This is a genomic window from Azospirillum sp. P4_B5, from assembly GCF_056402275.1.
In genome coordinates this window covers 204574-228803 of record NZ_JBFUHT010000018.1, presented here as the reverse complement: position 1 = coordinate 228803, position 24230 = coordinate 204574, and the positions used below count along the sequence as shown (strand labels likewise).

Sequence of the window (24230 nt, the reverse complement as noted above, 5' to 3'; positions counted from 1 at the left end):
AAATGGCGTTGCACTCATCCTGTTCCCCCGATGAACCCTTTCACCGCATCAGCGGTGGGGAGGGTGAGGGGGGCGCATGACGGAGACGTCCGGCACAAGCGCAACCCCCTCACCCTAACCCTCTCCCCAGAGGGGAGAGGGGATTTGCCCATCAGCGCGTGTAGTAGCGGCGCGCCTCGTTCATGCCGTAGGCCTCTTCCGACGCGTCGGTGCGGGCCAGCTTCTTCAGGTCCACCCGGCTCAGCACGACGCTGGTCACGTCGCGGCCCAACTCGGTCAGCCGCTCGATGGCCCGCTGGACCACGGCGCGCGGCGTCTGCTCCCAGCGCACCACGAACAGGCATTCCGTCGCCGACCGGGTCAGCACGCCCGCGTCCGCCACGACCGCCATCGGCGGGGTGTCGAGGATGACGCAATCGTATTCGAGCGAGGCGAACTTGATGATGCTCGCCAGCTTCTCCGACCCCAGAAGCTCCTGCGGGTGGTCGCAGTGCGGGCGGCCGACGACGTAGTGCAGTCCGCTGCGGCCATCCACCTGGACCACGTCCTGCCATTCCGCCTTGCCGACGATCAGGTCGCTCAGGTCGCCCGGAGCGTTGTCGCCCAGCACGTTCCCGATGCGCGGGCAGCGCAGGTCGCACTCCAGAAGCAGGACCCGCCGGCCCGACGCCGCCAGCATGCGCGCCAGGGTCAGGCAGACGGTGGTCTTGCCCTCGCCGGGAACGGCGGAGGTCACCATCACCACGGAGCCGGTGTTCAGGGCGCCGCGGGCGTAGAGCGACACGCCGATGGCGCGCACCGCCTCGCTGTATTCCGACCGCGGACGGTCGAGGACGTAGTCTTCCGGCTTGGCGTTCTTGTGATGCGGCAGGGACGGCACCAGCCCGATGGCCGGCACGCCGATCGTCTCCTCCACATGCTGGGTGTTGCGGAAGGTCTTGTTCAGATGGTCGCGCAGGAAGGCCAGGAACATGCCGATCAGCAGGCCCACGGCCAGACCGCCGCCGACGAACAGCTTCTTGCCCGGCGTCGACGGCTCCAGCGGCGGCTCCGCCTTGGACACGACGCGGGCGTCGCGCTGCTGAAGGTCGTCCTGCTCGCGCGTTTCGACGAGACGCTGGAGCAGCCCTTCATAGACTCGGCGGTTGGCGTCGGCCTCGCGCTGGAGCTGGGCCAGACGGACGTTGGCGCCCAGCTCGCCGGCGGTTTCGGCGGTCAGTTTCTTCAACGCGGCCTCAAGCTCGCGCTCGCGGGCGCGGGCGATCTCGACCTCGTTGTTGATGACCGCCATGATCTTGGTGGCTTCCTCGCGCATCTTCTGGCGCAGGTTCGTCAACTGGTTGACGTAGGCCTGAACCGCCGGATGCTGGTCGCCGTAGCGGGTGCGGTATTCGGCGAGCCGCCGCGCGATGCCCGACTCCTCCTCGCCCAGCCGCTGGATCAGCGGCGAGCCCAGAATCTCCGCCGCGTTGCCCTCGGTCGGGCTGCGCGCGACGATCCGGGCGTTCTGCGCCCGCGCCTCCGCCCGGCCGCGCTCCGTCTGGGCGACGACCAGGGCGCGGTTCAGCTCGGCCAGCTGCTGCGACAGGAAGGTCTCGCCGCCGGTGCCGCCGAGCACGAGGCCCTGCTGCGCACGGTAGTCCTGCACCGCCTTGTCCGAGACCTCGACCTGGGCGCGCAACTCGTTGATGCGGTCCTCCAGCCACTTGTTGGCCTGCTGGTTGACGTCCTTCTTGGTCTGGAGCTGGTCGCGCAGGTACTCGTCCACGAAGGCGTTGGCGATGCGCGCCGCCTTGTCCGACTCCTTCGCCTTGAAGGAGACGAGGATGGTGTAGGACTGGGCGTCGCTGGTCGCCGACAGGCCGCGGCGAACGTCGGCGATGACCGCGGCGCGCTCCTTCTCCGGCGACGTCGGCTCCTTCACGCCGATCCCGGCGGAAGTCAGGTAGCCGGTGATCTGTTGGCGCAGCGGCGACAGGTCGTAGCCGACGGTGTCGTTGATCCCGGCGATGGCCCGGTCGATGGCCGAAGGCCGCTCGATGGCGCCGTTGAACTCCGGGTCATGGACCAGCCCCAGCCGGTCCACCACCTTGGCGGCGGTGGCGGTCGAGGTGATCATGTCGATTTCGGTCCGGATCGCCGCCGCCTCGCGCGGCAGGTTGGAGATCACGGCGTTGATGTCCGTGACCTCCGTCGTGCGCGGGTCGATGATGAGCACGGCCTGACTGGTGAACCGCGGCTCGTAGAGCAGCGCACCGGTGGTGGCCAGCGCGGTGCAGCACAGGACGCTGGCGATGATCGTGCCCCGGCGTCGGCGCAGCACCTGGAGGAGGTCGCGGAGCGCGACCTCCCGCGTGCTGGCTTCGGACCCCAGGGCTCCGTCTACATGAGTGTACGCGGCCATCCCATTCTCCTGAGGATCGGTCGGTGAGGGTCCAGGCCGGCGGTCAGCCCTTCACGATCTTCTCGTCGACGATGCCCGCCTTGCCGAAGGCGTTGCGGGTGTCGACGATCAGCGGCAGCCCGTCCAGGAAGGCCTTCAGATCGAAGGAGTCGTGGTCGGTGCACAGGATCGCGGCGTCGAAGGCGCCGTCCCGGATCTCCTCCAGCGCGACCGACGGCGTGCCGGCCATGCGGGCGAGGCGGCGCGTCTCCGGAAGCTCCGGCACATGCGGGTCGTAGTAGAAGACCTCGCAGCCGCGGTCCTGGAGAAGATCGATGATCTTCAGCGCCGGGCTTTCGCGCATGTCCTCGATGTTCTTCTTGTAGGCAACGCCCAGCACGAGGATGCGCGACCCGCGCAGCGCGCGGCCCAGCTTGGAGTCCATGGCCTGCGACAGCCGCTCCACCACGTAATGCGGCATGCGGGTGTTGATTTCGCCGGCCAGCTCGATGAAGCGGGTGGCGACGTCGAACTCGCGGGCCTTCCAGGTCAGGTAGAAGGGGTCGATCGGGATGCAGTGGCCGCCCAGGCCGGGGCCGGGGTAGAAGGGCATGTAGCCGAAGGGCTTGGTCTTGGCGCCCTCGATCACTTCCCAGACGTCGATGCCCATCGCGTCGTAGACGACCTTCAGCTCGTTGACGAGCGCGATGTTGACGCAGCGGAAGATGTTCTCGGTCAGCTTCACCGCCTCGGCCGCTTCCAGCGACGAGACCGGGATCACACGCTCCAGCGCGCGGCCGTACATCGAGCAGGCGATGCGCAGGGCGTTGGGGTCCTCGCCACCGACGATCTTCGGGATGCGGGCGGTGGTGAAGGTTTCGTTGCCCGGGTCCTCGCGCTCGGGCGAGAAGGCCAGCAGGAAGTCCGTGCCGCTGACGAGGCCGGTCTTCTCCAGGATCGGGCGCACGACTTCGCGCGTCGTGCCGGGGTAGGTGGTCGATTCGAGGACGATCAACTGGCCGGGGCGCAGCACCTGGGCGATCTGCCGGGTGGTGACCTCGATGCAGCTCATGTCCGGCTCGCGGTTGCGAGTCAGCGGCGTCGGCACGCAGATGACGATGGCGTCCATGTCGGCCAGCGACTGGAAGTTCGCCGTCGCCGTGAAGCGGCCCTCCTCGATCATCCCGCGGACCTCGTCGGTCGACACGGTGCCAATGTAGGAAGTGCCGCCGTTCAGGCTGGCGACCTTTTCCGGGTCGATGTCGAAGCCCGTCACCGAGAAGCCGGCCCGCGCGAACAGCCGCGCCAGAGGCAGACCGACGTAACCCAGGCCGATGACGCCGACGCTGGCGGTGCCCGCCGCGATCTTCGACTCCAGCGCCGCCAGGGCTTCCGGAATGCCGGACGTGCCGACCGAACCCCCGCTCACCAACAGGTCGGCAAACTCATTGCTCGACATAAGACGTCTCCTTTTCCGGCTCTCTTGTTCGTAGAGGTTTCACCGTTATTCGCGCTGTATTGCAGAGATCAAATTTACCGACACAAAACCGAAGCCAAGGTCCGGTTCTGACATCGGGCCTTGGCTTTTGCTGTTCATAAGACTGATCGATCGGCGTTTCCTCTCACCGAATACATTAGGCTGCTTTGTCTAAGCACCCAGCAATCGTGATAGAAAAAGTGGCAGCCGTAAACGTCGTAAAAGGCCGAACCACCGTCAGTTGACCGGGTTATCTTTCTTGTGAGACTTTCGGGATGGCCATTCCGAAAGGTGCTTTATTAACCCCTTTTGAGTAACCACGGGCAGAATAGACGAAAGGGGCCGGACCGGCGCGTCGGCGGCCGGACGGCTCCTTCGCACCCCGCTCATCCCTGGACGGCGACTCCCTCCGGTTGCAGCCCGGCTGTCTCGGGCAGGGTGTTGTGCATCAGGAAGCTGGCGTCGCCGTCGCCCATGGTCAGCAGCCAGTTGCCGCGGTCGGCGAACTCGTCGCGGTCGATGCCGGAGTCCGGTCCGGCGTGCGCCATCACCCGCACCGGGAAGCCGACGCGGTCGGGCACCTTCATCATGCCCATGGCGAGGAAGGTCCGCTCCGCCCGCGTGTTCAGCGTCCGGCAGATCAGGGCGGTTGCGCGCTCCGTCGCGGCGATGCGCAGCGTGTGGCTCAGCAGGACCCACAGCCACTTCGGTTCGCACAGGTAATCGACGATGGCGAGGCAGGGCTCCTTGCGCCAGGTCTCGCGGCGCAGGACGACGTAGCCCAGCGGCTCGCCCCCGCGCGTCAGGATGAAGCGGCGGTAATCCGAGGCGCAGGGGATCGCGTCGTAGCGCCAGCGCAGATGCGTCAGGTCGCGCAACGCGATCAGCGGGTAATGCGGGGAGGCGCGCCGCCAGATGGCGTCGGCCCGCCCGTCGAACCGCCCGATCTCCTCGAACCGCGCGCCGGTCGCCCGGCTCAGCAGATGGCCGCCGATCCGCGCGCCGTGCAGGGCCGGCCCGGCGATCGTCCCGATGGCCCGCATGCGGCCCTGAAGCGAGGACGCCTCCAGGCAGCGCCGCGTGTCCAGCGGGAAGACGTAGGCGGGCAGGGCGCCGATGTCGATCCAGCCGGCCTTGCTGTAGGCCTTGTAGGCGGAATCCGAGATGTGGATGGCCATGGCCAGAGGACGGCTGTCGAGCTGCGCTTCCGCCAGGGGCGTGAAGGCACCGCGCATCCGCCATTCCGGCAGGACCATCAGGCTGTTGGCCCAGGAGGCCGGGATTTCCCGGTCCCGCGCCTTCAGGCGGAACGGAATCCCGCATTGCTGGCCGACGATCTGGCCCTGCCGCTTGCACACCCAGACCTGCGGCCCGTCCGCGTCCCGGTCGGGCACCTCGTCGAAGAGCCAGCGGTTGTAGGCCTCGTCCACCTGCCAGACCCGTTCCCCGAACATCTTGCGCTGGAAGCCGCGCAGCTCCCCCTTGTCGGAGGTGTCGAAACGGAAAACGGTTTTCTTCAGCCGGTCGGTGATCGACTGACCGACGGTGCTGCTGCTGGTGCTCACATGCCCCCCCTTGTTCGAACGCGCCGTTCCTTGCCCGGCCCGCGGCTCGCCCGCGGACGTCGGGACCGGGGTCAGCGCACGGATTCCGGCCGCATTCCGGACGCTTCCTGCACGGTTCCTCCTGGCTGTTGAATCGCGGTCGTCCCGCTCCGGGATTCGGCCCTGTTTTCGGCCTTGGCGTCGTTGCTGACCCGGTTGCCGGTGACGGCTTTGTCGATGCTGTCGGCGATGATGATGGCGGCCCGCTTGCCGTTGCGGTGGAAGACGTTGTCGCGCAGCTCCAGCGTGATCGAGCCGTTGCCCTTCTGGTGCTGCAGGACGCCGCCGTTGTTGTCGTAGAATTCGTTGTCGTAGACCCGGTACGTCACGTCGATCCCGCGGTTCTGGCCGAGCGAGATGCCGGCGTCGGCGTTGCGGAAGATGACGTTGCGGTAGATCTCGGTGCTGGACTTTGCCAGGATGCCGGCGCCGCGCGGGTTGTCGTGGATCAGGTTGTCGTGGATCTTCAGCGCGCTGCCGGCCTGCCCCTGGTCGTGGTAGAGGCCGTGGGAGCGGCCCTCGCCGCCGTTGACGCCGTTGTTGAAGACCCGGTTGTGAGCGATCTCGCCGGTCCGGATGCGCCCGTTCCAGCCGGAATAGACGCCGCCGTCCTTGCGCCAGCCGTTGTCGGCGATGGTGTTGCGCGTGATGACCTGATCGGTGTTGTCCGCGGCGTAATGCACGATCCCGTAGGCGCCGTTGCCGGTGATGGCCGAACCGTCGATTCGCAGCCGATCCGACGTGCCCTGTACGACGATTCCGGAACCGCCGTTGCCCGCGACCGTCACGTTCGTCACCGACACGTTGCGCGCCCGCGGGCCGAGCAGCAGGCCGGTGTCGGCCGCGCCGGTGATGCTCAGCCCGTCGAAGGCGACGCTCGTCCGCCCGTTCAGGCTGACCGCGACCGAGGCGCCCCGCGCGTCGATCACCGGGGCGTCGCCCTTGCCATAGGCGCCGTAGGTGATCGGCCGATCAGTCGTGCCGGAGGAGGAGGCCAGCAGGCTGCCGCGCCAGCTCTCCCCGCGCTCGAACAGCACGCGGCTTCCCGGCGGGAAGGCCGTGGCGTTCACCTTCTCCAGCGACTTCCACGCCTCCTTCGGACCGCGGCCCGACCGGCGGTCGTCGCCGTCCGTCGCATCGACGTAGAAGACCGGCGCGTCCTCAGCGCTTCGGCGCGCGCTGACGAGCAGCGACGGCTGGGCGGGGCGCTCGATGGCGGGGGGAGGCGGGGGCAGGTGATCCATGGGTCCAGCTCGCGCGGCCTTACAGGGCGACGCGGATCAGCGCGTAGGCGAGACCCCAGGCCGCCAGCGCGCAGCTGGTGCACCGCAAGGCCCAGCCGGCCCGCTGGAGATCGAGCACCGGGATGGCGACGCGCTCCGTCGCTTTCGCAGCGACGTCCGCCGGAAGGACGTCCGCAACCCCACCCAGCAGGTTCGGGCTGGCCGGCGTGGCTTGCTCGATCATAGGGATCTCCTCGCGGGGGGCCTGATAAGCGGGGGAACCGGCGACTGAAACCGCAACGTGTCCCTATTGCGGTATCTTGTGTTGCGTCGTGGACAAATAAAGGGAAATGAAAAGGGATCACGCTTAAGCGATCAGTGTACGATAAGGGGGCATTCCAAAGGGAGGAATAGGCTTTCTCTTTGGAATTGCGGCGTGGTCATCGCCCGTAACGCCTATGCCAACGGCAAGAACTCCCTCCCCCGCAACGGGTGAGGGAGCGTTTCATAGGCCGGACCGCTTATCCGGCCGGACCGTTCATCCGGCAAGCGCGCGCTTCATGTTGCCGGCGCCGCCGCGCAGAAGGCGCTTGATCAACTGCTGCTTTGCCGGGGCCGGACCGTTCTCGAAGCAGATCCGCTGAATCCGCCGCTGCGGACCGCCGCGGCGCGGCCAGGAGGTGCCGAAGGTAAGGTCCACGCCGCTGCCGTACAGTTCCCCGAACAGCGTGTCGGGCAAGCCCTCGTCCGAATAGGGGAAGGCGAAGGAGCCGCAGCCGGGGCCGAACAGCTCCCGGATGCCGGCGACGCTGCCCGTCACCTCCTGCTTCCGCTGCTCCGGCGTCAGCAGGCGGTGGTTGGGATGGTCGAAGCCATGGGCGCCGATCGACACGCCCTCCGCCATCAGATCCGCGATCTCGTCGCGGGTCAGATAGGGCTTCTGGGTCGCCAGGAAGCCGGCGGTGTCGAACTCCAGCACGGTGGCGATCTCGTCCAGCACGGCGCGCTGCTGCCAGCTCACCTTCATGACACCGGTGGAGGGATCGGCGGTGGCGACGCCCGCCCGCGCCAGGGTGGCGGCGCAGACGGCGCGGCGGGGATCGGCCTCCGCCAGTCGGCTCAACCGTTCCGCCAGAAGGCTCGCCTTGTGCCGGTAGAAGAGCGTCCTGTTGTCGAGGAAGTTCAGGTTCAGATACAGCGCCGGCCGGATGCCCTTGCGGCGCAGGATGGGCATCGCGACCTCGGCGACCTCGCGCATGCCGTCGTCGAAGGTGACCAGCAGCGACGGGCGGCGGATCTCCGGCCCGCCCATGGCCGACCCGGTGACCGTGGGCAGGTCCGTCGGCTCGAAGTGCTTCAGGAGGAAGTCGAGATCCTCCGTGAACTCCTTGGGCGTGCGGGGTCGGTAGATGTGCTTGAGATGATCCGGCACCGTGTCGCAGACGGCGTGGTAGACGACGGCCAGCACCGGGCTGCCGTAGGCGTGATGGCAGGCGGTCCCCAGCGGGTTGCGCAGCGCGTCCGTCCACCGGAGCCGCCGACCCAACCCGCCACCGGAAATCACGTCGGCAACGCTCATTCAAATCCTCCCGCGGAAGGGGCAAAGGGCAGTAGGTCGGGGGGCAGAAGGTCAGAGGGCGTCCGCGCCATCGGGGGCGAGGCGCTTGGGCTGGATCATGGCGGTGTGGATCCGGGCCATGGCCTGCGCCTCGGTCGGCGTGCGGACCAGGCGGTACAGCATCCTCTTCAGGCCCGGCGGCGTCAGCCGGAAGCCGATCTGAAGCGAGGCCGTCGCCAGGAACTCCGAATTGGTCAGGAAACCCGACCGCCAGCACCAAACCCGGAAGGCCCATTCGTTGACGGCGTAGCGCAACCCGCCGCGGCGGACGCGCTGGGCCATGCTGGTGCGGAAGAGGAGGAGCGCCTCCTGCACCGTCTCCATGCGCGCCCCAGCCTGAAGCAGGCGGACATACAGGTCGTAGTCCTCCAGATTCCCGAAGCAGGAGCGGTAGCCGCCGATGGCGGTCAGCGCCCGCCGCCGCACCATCATGGTGGGGTGCGACAGGACGCAGTGCCACTTCATGCCTTGGCTGATCTCTTCGTGCGTCTCCGGGCTGCGCTTCACGCAGGTGATGGCGCCGGGGTCCTGTTCGAACTCCGCGTGCCAGGAGAACGACGCGTCCAGCCCTCCCTGCTCGGCGAAGGCGCGCGCCTGCGTCTCGAAGCGGTGGGGCAGGCAGATGTCGTCGCTGTCCATGCGGGCCACCAGATAGCCCGTGCAGTATTGCAGCCCATCGTTCAGCGCGCGGGCCAAGCCTCCCTGGTTGCGCCGTCGCACCACCACAAGCCGGCAGGCGTTGGATGCCTGATAGCGGGCGATGACCTTCTCCTGCTCCTCCCCGATCCGTCCATCGACCACCAGCACGCACTCGCGCGGGAGAAGCGTCTGCGTATAGACGCTCTCCAGCGCGGCCTGAAGGTTGTCCGCCTTCTCGCCAGCGTAGGTGGCCATAAGCACGCTGATCGATTGAGTGTCCCGACCGTCCCTCGGTCCGCTCACGTGATTCATACCTGGTCTCCACCCCTCTTGTCGTGGCGACGCGGACGGCGTGCGATGGCCGTGACCACGGACACCGCGGCCCTGGGAATGGAGGCGTTTGCGTGCCGCCCTGAGCCCCGCGTCCGCGGCACGCGCGCGCAAGCGGTTTCGGCGTTCCTTCCCCGGTGGCCGTCGGTCTGGCGCCTGTGCGGCGCCTGCCGTCCCGTCCTTGTCGTCGTTTGCAGTGCCGTTTCTTGCCCTGTCTCGTCCCTTTCCTGGTCGGTTCGGTGAGGATTTCCGTCCGGTCCGCATCCCGGATTAGGACACCCCTGGCCGTCGTATCGGCCGGTGCCGATGCACGCATAGGCACGGATTAGGTCTGTGGACGCTATCAAAGGGCGGATGGCGGGTAAACCTACATAAAGTGCAAGATAAATATCCCCTTCGCAGCGCCCCAAAGAGAAAGCCGACTGCCACTTTGGTCGATTTGGGAAAAAGTGGGGGATGCCGCGCGCACTGCGGAGAAATAACGGCTGATCGTCATGAAAAGGCGGTGAACGGGGATGTCGTCCGGACTTCTCCGCTCCGATGAGTTGGGCCTTATTGTGCAGCGCACAAGAAATAGAGGCGAAGTCGACGCCGCCGGCCGGGCTGTCCTTCCGATTATTGCCGTTTTGTGTCGCGAACGAAAACCGGAAAAGTTGGCCAAACACGCCGCCTGGACATGCCGCCCGGACACGCCAACGCCCGGCCAGAGACTGGCCGGGCGCGGACGTCGCCAAAGGGTCGGAACCCCCGATCGTCAGATGATCGGGTTGGCTTTGGAGGCCGAGGAGATGGTGTTGTTGGTCACCGTCTGCTTGATGCTGTCGGCGATGTTGATCGCCGCACGGCCGTTGTTGTTGTAGAAGGTGTTGTCGTACAGGCTCAGCGTGATCGACCCGCTGCCCTTCAGGTGCTCCATAATGCCGCCGTTGTTGTTGAAGATCTCGTTGCCGTAGATCTTGTAGGTGACGTTGGTGGTCTGGTTCTGGCCGATCGAGATGCCGACGTTCGAGTTGCCGTAGATCGTGTTGTTGTAGATCTCGGTGCTCGACTTGGCGAGAATGCCGGCGCCGCGCGGGTTCGAGTAGATCACGTTGTCGTGGATCTTCAGCGTGCTGTTAGCCTGGCTGTGGTCGTGGTACAGCCCGTGCGACCGGCCGTCGCCGCCGCCGCTGCCGTTGTTGAAGATCGTGTTGCCGGCGATCTCGCCGCTCAGGATGCGGCCGTTCCAGCCCGAATACACCGCATCGGTCCGCCAGCCGTTGTCGCTGATGATGTTGTTGGTGAAGTACTGGTTGGCGTTGTCGGCGGAGTAGTGGACGAGGCCGTAACCGCCGTTGCCGTCGATCGTCGAATGATCGATGCGCAGGTTGTTGGAGGTGCCGCTGATGACGACGCCCGAACCGCGGTTGTCGATGATCTGGGAGTTGGTGACCTTCACGTTCATGGCGCCGCCGTTGAGCAGCAGGCCGGTGTCGTTCGAACCCGTCATCGTCAGGTTGTCGAACGTGATGTTGTCCTTGTTGTTCAGGCTGACGGCGTAGCTGGCGCCGCTCTTGGCCTTGATGATCGGGTCGGCGCCGGTGCCGTAGGCGCCGTAGATGATCGGCTTGTCGGAGGTGCCGGAGGTCGAGACCAGCAGGCTGTCGGTCCAGGTCTCGCCACGCTCGAACAGGACCAGCGAGCCGGCGGCGAAGTTGGTCGAGTTCACCTTGGCCAGCGACTTCCAGGCTTGGTTCGGGTTGTTGCCGGAGTTGCTGTCGTTGCCGTGCGTCGCGTCGATGTAGAAGACCTGCGAGGCCGGGGTCGCCGGATAATCCGACGTGCCGCCGCCCGGGTTCGACGGGGCGGGCGGGGCCGTCGGCGTCGTGGGGGTGGTCGGCGTCGTCGGCGTGGTGGGCGTGGTGGTCGAGGAGGGGAAGAACTCCTTGGGCGCGGCGACGACCAGCGTGCCGTCCCACCACATGCCGGACTGGCCCTTGACCACGTCCTTGCCGTCGAACGCGCCCTTGTCGTAGGTGACGGAGGCGTCGGTCGGATTGACCGCGTTGCCGTTGATGGTGATCTTGTTGACGATCAGGTTGCGGTCCTGGCCGTTCACGAAGCCATCGTTGTCGTACTGGATCTGGACCTTGTGGGCCTGACCGGCGGCGATGTTCGCATTGAAGGTGAAGTCCTTGGCGGCGGTGCCGGCGGAACCCTCGCCGATGACCTTGCCGTCCACCATCACCTTGAAGTGCGGGGCGACGCCGCCCGCCAGGTTGCCGGCGGCGTTGACGACGATCTTCGTGGCGCCCGTCACCGCTTCGGCGGTCGCGGCGGGGAAGAAGTCCTTGGGCGCGGCGACGACCAGCGTGCCGTCCCACCACATGCCGGACTGCCCCTTGACCACGTCCTTGCCGTCCAGCGCGCCCTTGTCGTAGGTCACCGCCGGGTCGGCCGCGTCGAGCGCGTGGCCGTTGATGGTGATCTTGTTGACGATCAGGTTGCGGTCCTGGCCGTTCACGAAACCATCGTTGTCGTACTGGATCTGGATCTTGTGGGCCTGATCCGCCGTCACGTTGGCGTTGAAGGTGAAGTCCTTGGCGTCAGTGCCGGCGGAACCTTCGCCGATCACCTTGCCGTCCACCATCACCTTGAAGTGCGGGGCGACGCCGCCCGCCAAGTTGCCGGCGGCGTTGATGACGATCTTCGTGGCGTTGTCGGCGGTCGCGGCGGCATCGGCAAGGGCCAGCGGCTGCGCGGCCTGGAGGGCCTGCGCCTGGAGGAGGCTGGCCGGCGTCGCGAACGGATCGGCGGTGGACACGGCGGTCTCGCTGATCGTCAGGTGCGACGTATCGGCGCCGAACTCGCCGGCGTAGTTGGTGTGGTCGGTCAGGTCCTGGTGGTGGAGGTCGATACCCAGATCGTCCATGGTCTGCACTCTCTTCCTTGTGGGGATGCCACCGCGGTTGGTGGCCGGCGGGGCAGGCACGCGGTCGGTGCGTCCCCATCCTTTCGGTTAGCGCTCTAGCCATTTGGCTTACCCCTTAAGACTATCGGCTTCGTTGTGGCCTTAAATGGGACGATTTTAGGATAATAAATCTCAAATACGTTGCATTGCCGCCACAGTGATGCCGATACGCCCCGGTGGCGCGCTGATTTGGCGCTGCAACCAGCGGAAAAAGCATCGTCGCCGCCCGACGCGACGGCGGTACCGAAAGCTGCGCTGCGCAGCCAGGGATAGCGGTGAGGCGGGGAAAAAAGGGGATGGTGCCGGTTTCGGATCATCCATTGACTCGGGTCAATCCGCCGGGACCGATCCGGGCTTAGCCTCCCTGCATGCTTTGCAAGGAGGTATGACATGGAGACGATGGTCTTTCTGGTGCTGGCGTTTCTGCTGACCGGCTTCCTGACAGCGTTGTCGGTGCTGGGCTTGGCCACGCTGCACGCCACGGTGCGGGTCATTCTTCCGGCCCGCCGCCCGGTGGCTCCCGTCCGGGTGTCCTGACCGGACCACTTATATGAAGTGAGTCAGAGGGGGAGGGGGCCGTCGTTCTTGACCTCCTCCATCACCGCGTAGGTGCGGGTTTCCCGGACGCCGGGCAGCGACAGCAGCACATCCCCGAGAAACCGCCGGTAAGCCGCCATGTCGGCCACCCGCGTCTTCACCAGATAATCGAACCCGCCGGCCACCATGTGGCACTCCAGAACCTCCGGCGCGTGGCGGATGGCCTGGGCGAAGCGGTCGAACACGTCGGGCGTCGTCTTGTCGAGCAGCACCTCGACGAACACCATCAGCCCGAAACCCAGCCGGTGCGGATCGAGCCGCGCCGTGAATCCCGTCACATAGCCGTCTTTCAGCAGCCGCCGCATCCGCTCGCCGGCGGTCGTGGGCGACAGGCCGACCCGCTCCGCCAGATCAACGGCGGAAATGCGCCCGTCCATCTGCAAAATCGCCAGGATGCGTCGGTCGGTCCGATCAAGCTCCGTCATTTTCACGCTCCATGCCACCTTGTTCCGTTGATATCGCGGTGCAAAGGCGAAAACAACCATGGAGGCACGGCGAACTCCACGATAGTCTGCGGATGCCGCAGTGGAACAAGCAAAACAAAGCGAACACGGCGGCCTTGAGAAGACGAATTGGACCGGGTGAGAGACACCGTGACCTTCGATATTGGCCCCAACGCCGCGGATGGCGCCGGATCGGCGCCGGGCGGCGGCACGATCCTTCTGCTGGGTGCCGGACGCATGGGCGGGGCCATGTTGCGCGGCTGGCTGGCGCAGGGCGTGCCGGCCTCCGCCATTGCGGTCGCCGACCCCAGCCCCGCGCCGGATCTGGTCGAACTGGCCGTGCGGACCGGCATCCGCCTGAATCCGGCGGACGGCGCCCCAGTGGATACCGCCCCAGTCGATACCCTCGTGGTCGCGGTCAAGCCGCAGATGGTCGAGAGCGCCGCGGAGGGCGTTCAGGCGATGCTGGCGTCGCAGACGCTGGTGCTGTCGATCATGGCGGGCAAGACGCTGGCCGACCTGCGCCGCCTGTTCCCGTCCGCGGGCAGCGTGGTTCGGGCGATGCCGAACCTCCCGGCGGCGGTCGGGCGCGGCGCCACCGTCGCGGTGGCCGAACCGGGCTGTCCCGCCGACCGAAGGGAACGCGCTGCCGCCCTGCTGACGGCGGTCGGCAGCCTGGAGTGGCTGGCCGACGAGGCGCTGGTCGACGCCGCCACGGCGCTGTCCGGCTCCGGCCCCGCCTATGTCTTCTACCTCGTGGAATGCCTGACCCGCGCCGGGACGGAGGTGGGGCTGCCCGCCGACGTGTCGGAACGGCTGGCCCGCGCCACGGTCGAGGGGGCGGGGGCGCTGATGGGCGCCACCGGCCAGCCGGCGGCCGAGCTTCGCGCCGGCGTCACTTCCCCCGGCGGGACCACGGCGGCCGGCCTTTCCAAGCTGATGGCCGATGACCACCTCCAGACTCTGTTGAACGCGACCCTGCGCGCGGCGGCCCAACGCGCTGCCGAACTGGGCGGAACCGGCCCGAAAGCCTGAGAAGCACACCCCTTTTCACCATCAGGGACCGGCTCGCCCCCGGCCTGCGAATTCGAGCGGACGACACCGATGAACAGCATGACCAACCCGACCGCCACCCGGACCACCCCCCCGTCCGCCTCCTCCGGCCGCGCGGTACCCTTCGCGGACTTCGCCCCGCCCATCCGCCCGGCGACCGACCTGCGCGCCGCGATTACCGCCGCCTACCGTCGGCCCGAGCCGGAATGCCTGCCCTTCCTGTTCGAGCAGGCGGCCCTTCCCCCCGGCGTCATCACCGCGGCGGCGGCCACCGCCCGCAAGCTGATCACCGCCCTGCGCGCCAAGCCGCGGGGCCGCGGCGTCGAGGGGCTGATCCACGAATACAGCCTGTCCAGCCAGGAAGGCATGGCGCTGATGTGTCTGGCGGAGGCGCTGCTGCGCATCCCCGACCACGCCACGCGCGACGCGCTGATCCGCGACAAGATCGCCGGGGGCGACTGGCAGGCGCATCTCGGCAAGGGCGGCTCGATGTTCGTCAACGCGGCCACCTGGGGGCTGCTCATCACCGGCAAGCTGACCTCGGCGGGCGGGGAGCAGGCGCTGTCCTCGGCCCTGACCCGCCTGATCGCGCGCGGCGGCGAGCCGCTGATCCGCCGCGGCGTCGATTTCGCCATGCGCATGATGGGCGAGCAGTTCGTCACCGGCCAGACCATCCAGGAGGCGCTGACCAACGCCCGCCCGATGGAGGCCGAGGGCTTCCGCTACTCCTACGACATGCTGGGCGAGGCGGCGCTGACGGCGGAGGACGCCGCGCGCTACTACGCCGACTACGAGAACGCCATCCACGCCATCGGCAAGGCGTCGGCGGGGCGCGGCGTCTATGAGGGGCCGGGCATCTCCATCAAGCTGTCGGCTATCCACCCGCGCTATTCGCGCGCCCAGGCCGACCGGGTGATGGACGAGCTGCTGCCGCGCGTGAAGGCGCTGGCGCTGCTTGCCAAGGGCTACGACATCGGCCTGAACATCGACGCCGAGGAGGCCGACCGGCTGGAGCTGTCGCTCGACCTGATGGAATCGCTGTGCTTCGACCCGGATCTGGCGGGCTGGAACGGCATCGGCTTCGTCGTCCAGGCCTACGGCAAGCGCTGCCCCTACGTCATCGACTTCCTGGTCGATCTGGCGCGGCGCAGCGGCCACCGGCTGATGATCCGTCTGGTCAAGGGCGCCTATTGGGACAGCGAGATCAAGCGCGCCCAGCTCGACGGGCTGCCCGATTTCCCGGTCTACACGCGCAAGGTCTACACCGACGTCTCCTACGTCGCCTGCGCGCGCAAGCTGCTCGCCGCCCCCGACGCGGTGTTCCCGCAGTTCGCCACGCACAACGCGCAGACGCTCGCCACCATCTACGAGATGGCCGGCGACGGCTTCCAGGTCGGCCAGTACGAATTCCAGTGCCTGCACGGCATGGGCGAACCGCTCTACAAGGAGGTCGTCGGCCCGCTGAAGCGGCCCTGCCGCATTTACGCGCCGGTCGGCACGCACGAGACGCTGCTGGCCTATCTGGTCCGCCGCTTGCTGGAGAACGGGGCCAACAGCTCCTTTGTCAACCGCATCGCCGACCCGGCGGTCCCGGTCGACGAACTGGTCGCCGACCCGGTGGCGGTCGCCAGGGCCATCGCCCCGCTGGGCGCGCCGCACGCGCTGATCGCCCTGCCGCGGAACCTCTATGCGCCGGAGCGGGTGAACTCCGCCGGCCTTGACCTGTCCGACGAGACGGAGCTGGCCCGCCTGTCTGCCGCCCTGTCGGCGAGCGCCGCGATGACCTGGACCGCCGCACCGCTGCTGGCGGACGGCGAGCGGGCGGGGCAGGCCCAGCCGGTGCGCAACCCGGCCGACCGCCGCGACGTGGTCGGTTCGGTGACCGAGGCCAGCGAGGCCCTGGTGGCGGAGGCCTTCGGCCACGCCGTCGCGTCGGCCTCTGCCTGGGCCGCCACCCCGCCGGAGGAGCGCGCCGCCGGCCTGTTCCGCGCCGCCGACGCCATGCAGGAGCGGATGCCGACCCTGCTCGGCCTGATCGTCCGCGAGGCGGGCAAGTCGCTGCCCAACGCCATCGCCGAGGTGCGGGAGGCCATCGACTTCCTGCGCTATTACGGGGCGCAGGCACGCGATCGCTTCGACAACGCCACCCACCGCCCGCTGGGGCCGGTGGTCTGCATCAGCCCGTGGAACTTCCCGCTGGCCATCTTCTCCGGCCAGATCGCCGCGGCGCTGGCCGCCGGCAACCCGGTTCTGGCGAAGCCGGCCGAGGAAACCCCGCTGATCGCCGCCGAGGCCGTGCGCATCCTGCACGCGGCCGGCATCCCCGCCGGGGCGCTCCAGCTTCTCCCCGGCGCGGGCGAGGTCGGCGCCGCCCTGGTCGGGCACGAGGCGGTGCGCGGGGTGATGTTCACCGGCTCGACCGAGGTGGCGCGGCTGATCCAGCGCCAGCTCGCCGGGCGTCCGCTGCCGGACGGCGCGCCGATTCCGCTGATCGCCGAGACCGGCGGCCAGAACGCCATGATCGTGGACAGCTCCGCCCTGGCCGAGCAGGTGGTGGGCGACGTGATCGCGTCGGCCTTCGACAGCGCCGGCCAGCGCTGCTCCGCCCTGCGCATCCTCTGCCTGCAGGAGGACGTGGCCGACCGCACGCTCGCCATGTTGAAGGGAGCCATGCGCGAGCTGCGCATCGGCAACCCGGACCGGCTGGCCGTCGATGTCGGCCCGGTCATCAGCGAGGAGGCCCGCGCCACCATCGCCGCCCACATCGAGGCGATGCGAGCCAAGGGCCGCAATGTGGAGTTCCTGCCGCTGCCCGCCGAGACGGCGGACGGCACCTTCGTCGCCCCGACCGTGATCGAGATCGGCGGCATCCATGAGCTTGAGCGGGAGGTCTTCGGCCCGGTCCTGCACGTCGTCCGCTTCCACCGCGACGACCTCGACAAACTGGTCGACGCCATCAATGCGACCGGCTATGGCCTGACCTTCGGCCTGCACACCCGCATCGACGCGACCATCGAGCGGGTGACCGGGCGGATCGGCGCGGGCAACGTCTACGTCAACCGCAACACCATCGGCGCGGTGGTCGGGGTGCAGCCCTTCGGCGGCCACGGCCTGTCGGGCACCGGCCCCAAGGCGGGCGGCCCGCTCTACCTCTCCCGCCTGCTCAGCCGCCGTCCCAAGGGCTGGCTGGAGTTCCGCGGGCCGGACGCGGCGCGCGCGGCGGGGCTGGCCTACGGCGAGTGGCTGCGCGCCAAGGGCTTCACGGCCGAGGCGTCGCGCTGCGCCGGCTATGCGGCGCGCAGCGCCATCGGCGGCGGCGCGGAGCTGAACGGCCCGGTGGGCGAGCGCAATCTCTATGAGCTGCATGGGCGGGGCCGCGTCCTGCTGCTGCCGCAGACGCGGACGGGGCTGCTGCTCCAGCTCGGCGCGGTCCTGGCGACGGGAAACAGCGCCGCGGTGGACGCCCCGCCGGAGCTGGCCGAGCTGCTGCGCGGCCTGCCCCCGGCGCTGGCTGCGCGGGTGCGGACCACGGCGGATTGGCGCGACGTCGGGCCGCTCGCCGCGGTTCTGGTGGAGGGCGACCGCGATCGCGTAACCGCCCTCAACCGGCGCGTCGCGGAGCTTCCCGGCCCGATCCTGCTGGTGCAGGCGGCCACCGCCGAGGCTCTGGCGGCGGGGCGGGGCGAGGGCTACGACCTCGACCTGCTGCTGAACGAGCGGTCGATCAGCGTCAACACCGCGGCGGCCGGCGGCAACGCCAGCCTCGTCGCCATGAGCTGACCTGGGAGCTGACGGCTTCGAACGGGTCGGGGTGGGCGGCGCGCCGCCTACCCCGCAACCTCCCGTTCGATCACCAGCTCCTCGTCGTCGATGCGCAGGAAGGACCCGACCTCCAGGTCGCCCTTCGCGATGGCGTCGTTGATGATGATCTGCGCCTCCGCGAGTGTGATCGTCCGATCGTCAAAGAAAATCGGCCCGTCGGCGTGGCGGATGATCCTGAACGTTGCGGTGGTCATCCGGGTATTCTCCTTTGGCAATGCCCTTTGGTTAACCGGTGCGCGGCGCATTCGTTGCGGATCCCTTGATGCTCCCGTGGGGGAGCGCACATGGGACGAAACGCGAGGTGCGTCAATGACCGGAATGTTCTATTTACGGATAGTTGACCGGATGCGAACCAACGGGTAGCCAAGAGGTTGGGGGCACCGCAGCGCAAGGAGGATCATCAGGGTGAAAGACGACGCCGAACTCATCCGCCATCCGTTTTCCGAACCGCCGGACAATGGAACGGTCCGGGAGGTGGCGCCGGGTGTGCTGTGGCTGCGCCTGCCGCTGCCCTACGCGCTGGACCACGTCAACCTCTACCTCTTCGAGGAGGGGGACGGCTGGGCGCTGTTCGACACCGGGCTGGGCGACGACGTCAGCCGCGAGTGCTGGGACCGGCTGCTGCGCGGCCCGCTGGGCGGCAAGCCGATCGTCCGGTTGGTGGTCAGCCATTTCCACCCGGACCATGTCGGTCTGGCCGGCTGGCTGCATGAGCGTTTCGCCCCGCCGCTGCACATGACGCAGAGCGAGTATTTCTACGCCAAGCTTCTGCAACAGGGGCGTGATCCCCAAGCGCTGGAGGCGCAGGACGCCTTCTACCACTCCGGGGGTTTGTCGGCCGACGAGATCCAGCAGATGCTCGGCCGTGGCCTCAGCTACCTGAACCGCACGACGGGGCTGGCGCCCAGCTTCGAGCGGATGATTCCCGGCCAGACCCTGCGGCTGGGCGGGCGCGACTGGCGCATCCTGACCGGCGGCGGCCATTCGCCGGAGCAGGTGATGCTCTATTGCGCCGCCGACCGGCTGTTCCTCGCCGCCGATCAGGTCATCGCGCGCATTTCCCCCAACGTCAGCGTCTCGGCGATGCAGCCCAAGGCCGACCCGCTGGGGCTCTACCTGTCGTCGCTGGCCGCGATCCGCGAGGAGGTGGCGGCGGACGCGCTGGTCCTGTCCGGCCACAGGCTGCCCTTCTACGGGCTGGACCACCGCACCCGCGCGCTGGAGGCCCACCACGCCGACCGCTGCGCGCAGATCGCCGAGGCCTGCCGCGCCAAGCCGCTGAGCTGCAAGGAGCTGGTGCCGGTGCTGTTCCGCCGGGCGCTGGATTCCCACCAGCTGAGCTTCGCCTTCGGGGAGGCGCTGGCCCACCTCAACTACATGGTCGGGCGCGGCGAACTTCGCATCGAGACGCGCGCTGACGGGGTGCTGGCCTACCACAGCGTTTGACCCTGAGCGCCTGATCCGGCGGACACCGCCTCACCGGCAGACGCGGTAGGGGCCCATGTCGAGGTGGAAGTGGTCGCGGTGGGCCTCGTTGTAGTCGGGGCCCAGCACCGCGCGAAAGACATCGCAGGCACCGTCGCGCACCTCGCGCAGGAAGGCGCCCTTCCCAGTGGCTGGCCGTCCGTCCGACGGACTCCAGTCGCCGGGCAGGGCGATGGTGGTCCCGTCGGCCAGTGTGAATCCGGCGATGTCGAGGGCGTTGGCGGTGGCGTGCTCGCTGCGGCGTCCCTCCGCCCGGCCGTAGACGTTGCGGCAGGCGTAGCTTCCCAGATGCCGAACCCGCGTCACGCGCTGCCCGAAATGCCGCTGCGCCGCGGGCTGGAGCGTGTGCGTCTCGAACAGCATCCAGGCGGCGGCGAGCGGGCAGGTGACCGTGAAGCCGCTGTTGAAGGCCACCGCCGAGCGGCTGACCTGCACCGCGTCGGTCAAGCCGCAGCCCGGACCGGTCTGCCGGTCGGTCACCGGACTGAAGCGCAGGCCCGCGACGCCCAGGACGGCGTGGCATTGCCGGGGCGCGCCGTCCAGCCGGGACAGCTTGAGGCGGGTCAGCAGGTTCGGCGCCTCCGCGATGTCCAGCGGCGCCCACGGGTCGTAGCGGGGCGGAACCGTCACCGCGCCCGTTCCCACCGCCGCCGCCCCGCCCATGGCGGCCAGAAACAGCAGGGCCGCCGCCCAGCGGAAGAACCGTGCCATGCGTCTGCCGCCTCTCCCCGTTGCGCTGCCGCATTCTGAACAGCCGGGACGGTCGCGTGGCTCCTCCGGATCGTATTCCTCCTAATTGCTTATGAACCGGCGGTGGGGGCGGACTGTTGTCCAAGCGGCGGTTCATCCGTTCGTGCAATTGGACGGAGCGTGACTTCCATGCCACAGTTCCAGCGTTACCCTTCGTCACGCGGTGAGGGAGAGGCCCATGTCCGATGCACATGATGAAGTCCTGGCCATGCAGGGCCGGACCGAACGCGCGAATTCCACGATCCCGCTCACCGCTTCCTCCGCGCTGGCCTCCGCCGCGGCGCTGTTCCGGAAGATCGAAACGCCCCCGCCGCCTCCGCCCGCCGAGGAGTGGATCGTCGGCGACGCCGGGGCCTTCGGCATCGGCGCCTATGGCCGCCTGCCCGCCACGGTTCCTGCGGCGACGGTGGCGCCGGAGCTGCTGGCGCGGCGGGAGTTGGCGGCACGGCTCGACGGTGGGATGGCCGAGGACACCGCCGGCTGAGGTGCGATCGCCGCTCAGCCGTCCTTGCGGTACAGGTCGACCAGCGCCGTCAGGACGGCGGGATCGTCGTAGCGGCCGAGGAACAGGTCGCCGATGGCCCGGCGCAGCAGGATGCTGATCCGGGCGCGGGCGCGGCCATGAACAGCGCCCTCCAGCCGGCGGCAGCGGTTGCACAGCAGGCGGACCCGTTCGACCGCGGAGCGGGTGATGCGCAACGCCTCGACGCTGACCAGGATGTCGGTGGTGGCGGCGTATTCGGTGGCCTCCGGCCAGGGCACGCGGCGCCCGCGCCCGTCGCGCCACGTCTCGTCCGCCCCGTCGTACCAGCGCCCGTCGGGCAGGCAGCGCACGACAACCCCGTCCGGCCGCCCGCAGCAGCGGCAGCGCAGATTCCCCGAGGTCTCCCCCACACGCACCGGGTCGAGATAGGGCGCACGGATCTGCATCCGGCTCCCGGAGCGTGTCTGCCTGCCCCGCATCGGCTGTTCCAGTCCCCGTCTTGGAAATCCCCAACCGGGGGGAGGTCCCCGGCGGAACGGGGACCATGACACGGAACGGCCGGTTTCGCGCGTGACTTCTGCGCGGATCAGACCGCGAAGGGCATCAGGAACAGCGTGACCGAGGCCAGCGTGAAGGCGGCCATGGAGCGCCGCCCCACGGCGACGGCCGCCTCGTCCTGCCCGCTCTCCTCCAGGCGCAGCGCCAGGAAGCCCTGGGCCATGCCCGACGCGAAGGTGATGAAGTGGATGATCGCGAGGCCGGGCAGCGCGTCCAGCCCGAGGAACAGGGTGACCGCGCCCAGCACCATGCCGTTGAAGGCGGCTTGGCGCAGGATCGGTTCCCAATGCTCGCGGGCGACGAAGGTTTCGACCATGTCCAGCGGATGGCCGTTCCGCTCGTCCGGATCGGTGTGCAGGCTCATGGCTGGGCTCCACAGGCTTGGTGGGGCACCGCCCGCCACGGATGAGGCGCGGGGTCCGGGCGGTGCGGTGTCAGGATCGGCGGATGCTGTCCGCCATCTTCCTGGCGACGGTCAGCAGATCGCCGTCGGCCTTATTGCCGGTGACGGTGTAGGCGACCAGCCCGGCCCGCCAATAGACGAGCCGCAGGCTGTCCTGCACGACGGTGTGCAGGGTGCCGTCCTGCGCCGGACCGCCGGAGGCGACGAACAGGGTCAGCAGCTCGCCGTCCGGTTCCCTGTAGAGAAACTGGAGAGCGGTGCCATGGTTCCATGGCACGATGCTGGCCCGGATCAGGGTCAGTTCCGGACCGATGGCGGGAAGCGCCACCGTCATGCCGCGGCCCTCCGGCAGCGGGACCTGGGCGGTCTGAACCGGGACCGGCGTGGCGTCGATCTGGCGTGGGGGCGGCTGCAGCGTGTTCAGCGCGACGGCCTTGGAATGGGCCTCCGCCGCCTCGTCCGCGAAGGCGGGGACGTCATCGACCTCGCCGGCCAGCTGCGGTCCGCCGGTCCCGCCCGACTGCACCCACAGGGTCAGGCTCCATCCCCCCATGACCAGCAGCATCGCGGCGGCCAGCGGGGCGACCCGCCGGGTGAAGCGGTCCATGTCCAGACGCCAGCGCAGGCGCCCGGCCAGCGTTTCGGTCTCCTGCACCGAAACGGCGGCCATCATGTCGAGGCCGAGCTTCAGCATATCCTGCTGGTGCCGGTACTCGTGCAGCTTGGCGGCCAGCGCCGGGTTGGCGGCGAGCTGCGCCTCGAAGGCGGCGCGGCGGGCCGGCTCCATCTCGCCGTCCATGTAGAGATGCAGATCGGCGTCCTGGTTGAGGCTGATGGGATCACCGCCCATGGCTCACCTCACCGCCCGCAGCGCGGTCTGGGTGCGGTCGCGCTGGTCCAGCTCCCGGCGGCCCATCTCCCGGTGGCCCATCTCCACCCGCAGCGCCTCCCGCCCGCGGGCCAGGCGCGACATCAGCGTGCCGAGCGGGATGTCCAACTGGCGGGCGGCCTCCTGGTAGCTCATCCCCTCCACGGCAACGAGGGTGAGGACGCGGCGCTGCTCGTCGGGAAGGGTGGCGAAGGCCTCGATGGTCCGCATCAGCTCGACATGGTCGGGCTGGTTGGGCGGCATCTGCCCGTACGCCATGGCCTCGATGGCCGAGGCGCCGCGCGCCCGCACCTGCTCCCGCCGCACCCCGTTGACGTGGACGTTGTGCAGGATGCCGAACAGCCAGGACCGCAGGTCGCCGTTCGGCCGGAAGGTCCGGGAGCCGGAAATGGCGCGCACCAGCGTCTCCTGCACGAGATCCTCCGCATCGTCGCGGTTGCGCGCCAGCGCCAGGGCGTAGCGGCGCAGGGAGCGCAGTTGATTCGACAGTTGATCGCGCAGGCTGAACGTCACGTCTCCACCCCGTGGACTGGATTTTCCCGATTTCCTGCTCCGTTTTCGTTTCGGGAGGGCCTTTTAATCCCGGGGCGGGACGCTTTCCGTGGTCAATCGTCGTCCTGGTCGCGGGACGGCCGGTGCAGGGAGCCATCGGCGAGGATGATCTCGCTGGCCATCAGCCCGCCCTTTCGGACACGTCCGGTGACGGTGATGGGGGCGCCCGGCTCGATGCCCGCCGGCAGGAGGCCGCGCACCATGACGTCCGTCCGGGCGCTGCCGTCCTGAACGGTCATCCAGTTGACGCCCACCGCTGCAACCGATCCGGAGACGGTGCCGCCCCCGGTCCGCAGCACCTCGGCGACCGGCTGCGGCGAGGCGGCCTGGACCGTGCGGTGCCGCTCGCCGGCGTCGGCGGAACTGGACAGCAGAAGGGCGGCGAAGGCCGCGGCCAGAGCGGGAAGGGTGGTGGAACGGCGCATGATCGTTGTCTCCATCGCAAGGGGCGGGAGGTCCGCCCGAACAGGAGTGATCATGACAAGGCGCGTCTGAGCCTCGCCTGAACGGGGCGTTCAATCGCGGTTCAGGAAGACCGATCACAAACCGCTTGATCGGCGGGGGCCAGTCTATAAATTAGAGATATCTCATTTAAAGGGTGGACGTGGCCCATGCCATCCATCGAGCCGCCGCTCGACCCCGCCGATTTGGAAGAGCGGGCTGCCGAGGCGGAAGCCTTCCTGCGCTCCATCGCCAGCCGCCACCGGCTGATGATTCTGTGCAGCCTTCTGGACGGGGAGATGCCGGTGGGCGACCTCGCGCGGCGGCTTGGCTTGTCGCAGTCGAACCTGTCCCAGCACCTTGCCAAGCTGCGGGACGAGGGGCTGGTCGCCACCCGGCGGGACGGCACCTCGATCCACTACCGCATCGGGTCGGACCGGGTGCGCCCGATCCTGCTGGAACTGTACCGGCAGTTCTGCGTCGGCGCACGCTGCGTGGCCGACGCGGACCCCAGCCCCTGAAACACTCC

Annotated in this window: 22 protein-coding genes; 6 read left to right on the top strand and 16 right to left on the bottom strand. The window is 68.6% G+C overall.

Annotation, left to right across the window (positions count from 1 at the left end; genetic code table 11):
• Positions 1–151: 151 nt before the first annotated feature.
• From AC1DVI_RS16055 to AC1DVI_RS16020, 8 genes are all read right to left on the bottom strand, one after another.
• Entirely contained in the window at positions 152–2404 is a 2253-nt protein-coding gene (locus tag AC1DVI_RS16055) for a GumC family protein (RefSeq protein ID WP_476958806.1), read from the bottom strand.
• A 43-nt stretch (positions 2405–2447) separates the two neighbouring features.
• Complete coding sequence (locus tag AC1DVI_RS16050) at positions 2448–3842, bottom strand: nucleotide sugar dehydrogenase (protein ID WP_109068784.1); 1395 nt, start codon at positions 3840–3842, stop codon at positions 2448–2450.
• 404 nt (positions 3843–4246) lie between these two features.
• Positions 4247–5425 carry a GNAT family N-acetyltransferase gene (locus tag AC1DVI_RS16045; protein WP_476958805.1) on the bottom strand — a complete coding sequence of 393 codons (1179 nt, stop codon included), beginning with the start codon at positions 5423–5425 and terminating at the stop codon, positions 4247–4249.
• A 71-nt stretch (positions 5426–5496) separates the two neighbouring features.
• Positions 5497–6708, bottom strand: coding sequence for a right-handed parallel beta-helix repeat-containing protein (locus tag AC1DVI_RS16040; RefSeq protein ID WP_476958804.1), 1212 nt, complete (start codon positions 6706–6708; stop codon positions 5497–5499).
• 19 nt (positions 6709–6727) lie between these two features.
• Positions 6728–6931: a hypothetical protein gene (locus AC1DVI_RS16035; protein ID WP_476958803.1), complete on the bottom strand. Its 204-nt coding sequence runs from the start codon at positions 6929–6931 to the stop codon at positions 6728–6730.
• A 294-nt stretch (positions 6932–7225) separates the two neighbouring features.
• Positions 7226–8266, bottom strand: coding sequence for a polysaccharide deacetylase family protein (locus AC1DVI_RS16030; protein WP_476958802.1), 1041 nt, complete (start codon positions 8264–8266; stop codon positions 7226–7228).
• A 51-nt stretch (positions 8267–8317) separates the two neighbouring features.
• Positions 8318–9199, bottom strand: a complete 882-nt coding sequence (locus AC1DVI_RS16025; RefSeq protein ID WP_145624764.1) for a glycosyltransferase — start codon at positions 9197–9199, stop codon at positions 8318–8320.
• 829 nt (positions 9200–10028) lie between these two features.
• Positions 10029–12185: a carbohydrate-binding domain-containing protein gene (locus AC1DVI_RS16020; protein ID WP_476958801.1), complete on the bottom strand. Its 2157-nt coding sequence runs from the start codon at positions 12183–12185 to the stop codon at positions 10029–10031.
• A 429-nt stretch (positions 12186–12614) separates the two neighbouring features.
• Between AC1DVI_RS16020 and AC1DVI_RS16015 the strand changes: the two genes are divergently transcribed.
• Positions 12615–12761 (top strand): hypothetical protein, encoded by a 147-nt coding sequence (locus AC1DVI_RS16015; RefSeq protein WP_476958800.1) that lies wholly within the window; start codon positions 12615–12617, stop codon positions 12759–12761.
• A 23-nt stretch (positions 12762–12784) separates the two neighbouring features.
• Here the strand turns inward: AC1DVI_RS16015 and AC1DVI_RS16010 are convergent, their stop codons facing one another.
• The gene (locus AC1DVI_RS16010) at positions 12785–13246 is read right to left on the bottom strand and encodes an Lrp/AsnC ligand binding domain-containing protein (protein ID WP_014242014.1); all 462 of its coding nucleotides are present in this window, start codon (positions 13244–13246) and stop codon (positions 12785–12787) included.
• A gap of 168 nt (positions 13247–13414) precedes the next feature.
• Between AC1DVI_RS16010 and proC the strand changes: the two genes are divergently transcribed.
• Both proC and putA read left to right on the top strand, forming a co-directional pair.
• Complete coding sequence (proC, locus tag AC1DVI_RS16005; RefSeq protein WP_476958799.1) at positions 13415–14299, top strand: pyrroline-5-carboxylate reductase; 885 nt, start codon at positions 13415–13417, stop codon at positions 14297–14299.
• 69 nt (positions 14300–14368) lie between these two features.
• On the top strand, positions 14369–18097 hold the full coding sequence (gene putA, locus AC1DVI_RS16000; RefSeq protein ID WP_476958798.1) for a trifunctional transcriptional regulator/proline dehydrogenase/L-glutamate gamma-semialdehyde dehydrogenase: 3729 nt from the start codon (positions 14369–14371) through the stop codon (positions 18095–18097).
• A 47-nt stretch (positions 18098–18144) separates the two neighbouring features.
• Here the strand turns inward: putA and AC1DVI_RS15995 are convergent, their stop codons facing one another.
• Positions 18145–18333, bottom strand: coding sequence for a hypothetical protein (locus AC1DVI_RS15995; RefSeq protein ID WP_476958797.1), 189 nt, complete (start codon positions 18331–18333; stop codon positions 18145–18147).
• A 211-nt stretch (positions 18334–18544) separates the two neighbouring features.
• Here AC1DVI_RS15995 and AC1DVI_RS15990 point away from each other — a divergent pair, with 211 nt between their 5' ends.
• The gene (locus AC1DVI_RS15990; protein WP_476958796.1) at positions 18545–19585 is read left to right on the top strand and encodes an MBL fold metallo-hydrolase; all 1041 of its coding nucleotides are present in this window, start codon (positions 18545–18547) and stop codon (positions 19583–19585) included.
• 30 nt (positions 19586–19615) lie between these two features.
• On the opposite strand, the gene AC1DVI_RS15985 is transcribed toward AC1DVI_RS15990, so the two are convergent.
• Positions 19616–20335: an extensin-like domain-containing protein gene (locus AC1DVI_RS15985; RefSeq protein WP_476958795.1), complete on the bottom strand. Its 720-nt coding sequence runs from the start codon at positions 20333–20335 to the stop codon at positions 19616–19618.
• Positions 20336–20552: 217 nt separating this feature from the next.
• Between AC1DVI_RS15985 and AC1DVI_RS15980 the strand changes: the two genes are divergently transcribed.
• Positions 20553–20858, top strand: a complete 306-nt coding sequence (locus AC1DVI_RS15980; RefSeq protein ID WP_476958794.1) for a hypothetical protein — start codon at positions 20553–20555, stop codon at positions 20856–20858.
• Between the two features lie 14 nt (positions 20859–20872).
• Here the strand turns inward: AC1DVI_RS15980 and AC1DVI_RS15975 are convergent, their stop codons facing one another.
• The 5 genes from AC1DVI_RS15975 to AC1DVI_RS15955 all read right to left on the bottom strand — a co-directional run bounded on the left by AC1DVI_RS15975 (position 20873) and on the right by AC1DVI_RS15955 (position 23685).
• Entirely contained in the window at positions 20873–21304 is a 432-nt protein-coding gene (locus AC1DVI_RS15975) for a hypothetical protein (protein ID WP_145682063.1), read from the bottom strand.
• 140 nt (positions 21305–21444) lie between these two features.
• Entirely contained in the window at positions 21445–21780 is a 336-nt protein-coding gene (locus AC1DVI_RS15970; RefSeq protein ID WP_476958793.1) for a hypothetical protein, read from the bottom strand.
• A 70-nt stretch (positions 21781–21850) separates the two neighbouring features.
• Positions 21851–22669 (bottom strand): anti-sigma factor family protein, encoded by an 819-nt coding sequence (locus AC1DVI_RS15965; protein WP_476958792.1) that lies wholly within the window; start codon positions 22667–22669, stop codon positions 21851–21853.
• Positions 22670–22672: 3 nt separating this feature from the next.
• A complete protein-coding gene (locus AC1DVI_RS15960; protein ID WP_476958791.1) occupies positions 22673–23221 on the bottom strand; it encodes a sigma-70 family RNA polymerase sigma factor in 549 nt (182 codons plus the stop codon).
• Between the two features lie 92 nt (positions 23222–23313).
• Positions 23314–23685, bottom strand: a complete 372-nt coding sequence (locus AC1DVI_RS15955; protein ID WP_476958790.1) for a cytochrome c maturation protein CcmE — start codon at positions 23683–23685, stop codon at positions 23314–23316.
• A 186-nt stretch (positions 23686–23871) separates the two neighbouring features.
• Between AC1DVI_RS15955 and AC1DVI_RS15950 the strand changes: the two genes are divergently transcribed.
• Positions 23872–24222 (top strand): ArsR/SmtB family transcription factor, encoded by a 351-nt coding sequence (locus tag AC1DVI_RS15950; protein ID WP_149163914.1) that lies wholly within the window; start codon positions 23872–23874, stop codon positions 24220–24222.
• Positions 24223–24230 lie beyond the last annotated feature (8 nt).

Excerpts from the sequence above, each read along its gene's own strand:
- AC1DVI_RS16055 (WP_476958806.1), bottom strand. The coding sequence starts at position 2,404 with ATGGCCGCGTACACTCATGTAGACGGAGCCCTGGGGTCCGAAGCCAGC.
- AC1DVI_RS16050 (WP_109068784.1), bottom strand. The coding sequence starts at position 3,842 with ATGTCGAGCAATGAGTTTGCCGACCTGTTGGTGAGCGGGGGTTCGGTC.
- AC1DVI_RS16040 (WP_476958804.1), bottom strand. The coding sequence starts at position 6,708 with ATGGATCACCTGCCCCCGCCTCCCCCCGCCATCGAGCGCCCCGCCCAG.
- AC1DVI_RS16035 (WP_476958803.1), bottom strand. The coding sequence starts at position 6,931 with ATGATCGAGCAAGCCACGCCGGCCAGCCCGAACCTGCTGGGTGGGGTT.
- AC1DVI_RS16030 (WP_476958802.1), bottom strand. The coding sequence starts at position 8,266 with ATGAGCGTTGCCGACGTGATTTCCGGTGGCGGGTTGGGTCGGCGGCTC.
- AC1DVI_RS16025 (WP_145624764.1), bottom strand. The coding sequence starts at position 9,199 with ATGGCCACCTACGCTGGCGAGAAGGCGGACAACCTTCAGGCCGCGCTG.
- AC1DVI_RS16020 (WP_476958801.1), bottom strand. The coding sequence starts at position 12,185 with ATGGACGATCTGGGTATCGACCTCCACCACCAGGACCTGACCGACCAC.
- AC1DVI_RS16015 (WP_476958800.1), top strand. The coding sequence starts at position 12,615 with ATGGAGACGATGGTCTTTCTGGTGCTGGCGTTTCTGCTGACCGGCTTC.
- AC1DVI_RS16010 (WP_014242014.1), bottom strand. The coding sequence starts at position 13,246 with ATGACGGAGCTTGATCGGACCGACCGACGCATCCTGGCGATTTTGCAG.
- putA (WP_476958798.1), top strand. The coding sequence starts at position 14,369 with ATGAACAGCATGACCAACCCGACCGCCACCCGGACCACCCCCCCGTCC.
- AC1DVI_RS15995 (WP_476958797.1), bottom strand. The coding sequence starts at position 18,333 with ATGACCACCGCAACGTTCAGGATCATCCGCCACGCCGACGGGCCGATT.
- AC1DVI_RS15985 (WP_476958795.1), bottom strand. The coding sequence starts at position 20,335 with ATGGCACGGTTCTTCCGCTGGGCGGCGGCCCTGCTGTTTCTGGCCGCC.
- AC1DVI_RS15980 (WP_476958794.1), top strand. The coding sequence starts at position 20,553 with ATGTCCGATGCACATGATGAAGTCCTGGCCATGCAGGGCCGGACCGAA.
- AC1DVI_RS15975 (WP_145682063.1), bottom strand. The coding sequence starts at position 21,304 with ATGCAGATCCGTGCGCCCTATCTCGACCCGGTGCGTGTGGGGGAGACC.
- AC1DVI_RS15970 (WP_476958793.1), bottom strand. The coding sequence starts at position 21,780 with ATGAGCCTGCACACCGATCCGGACGAGCGGAACGGCCATCCGCTGGAC.
- AC1DVI_RS15965 (WP_476958792.1), bottom strand. The coding sequence starts at position 22,669 with ATGGGCGGTGATCCCATCAGCCTCAACCAGGACGCCGATCTGCATCTC.
- AC1DVI_RS15955 (WP_476958790.1), bottom strand. The coding sequence starts at position 23,685 with ATGCGCCGTTCCACCACCCTTCCCGCTCTGGCCGCGGCCTTCGCCGCC.
- AC1DVI_RS15950 (WP_149163914.1), top strand. The coding sequence starts at position 23,872 with ATGCCATCCATCGAGCCGCCGCTCGACCCCGCCGATTTGGAAGAGCGG.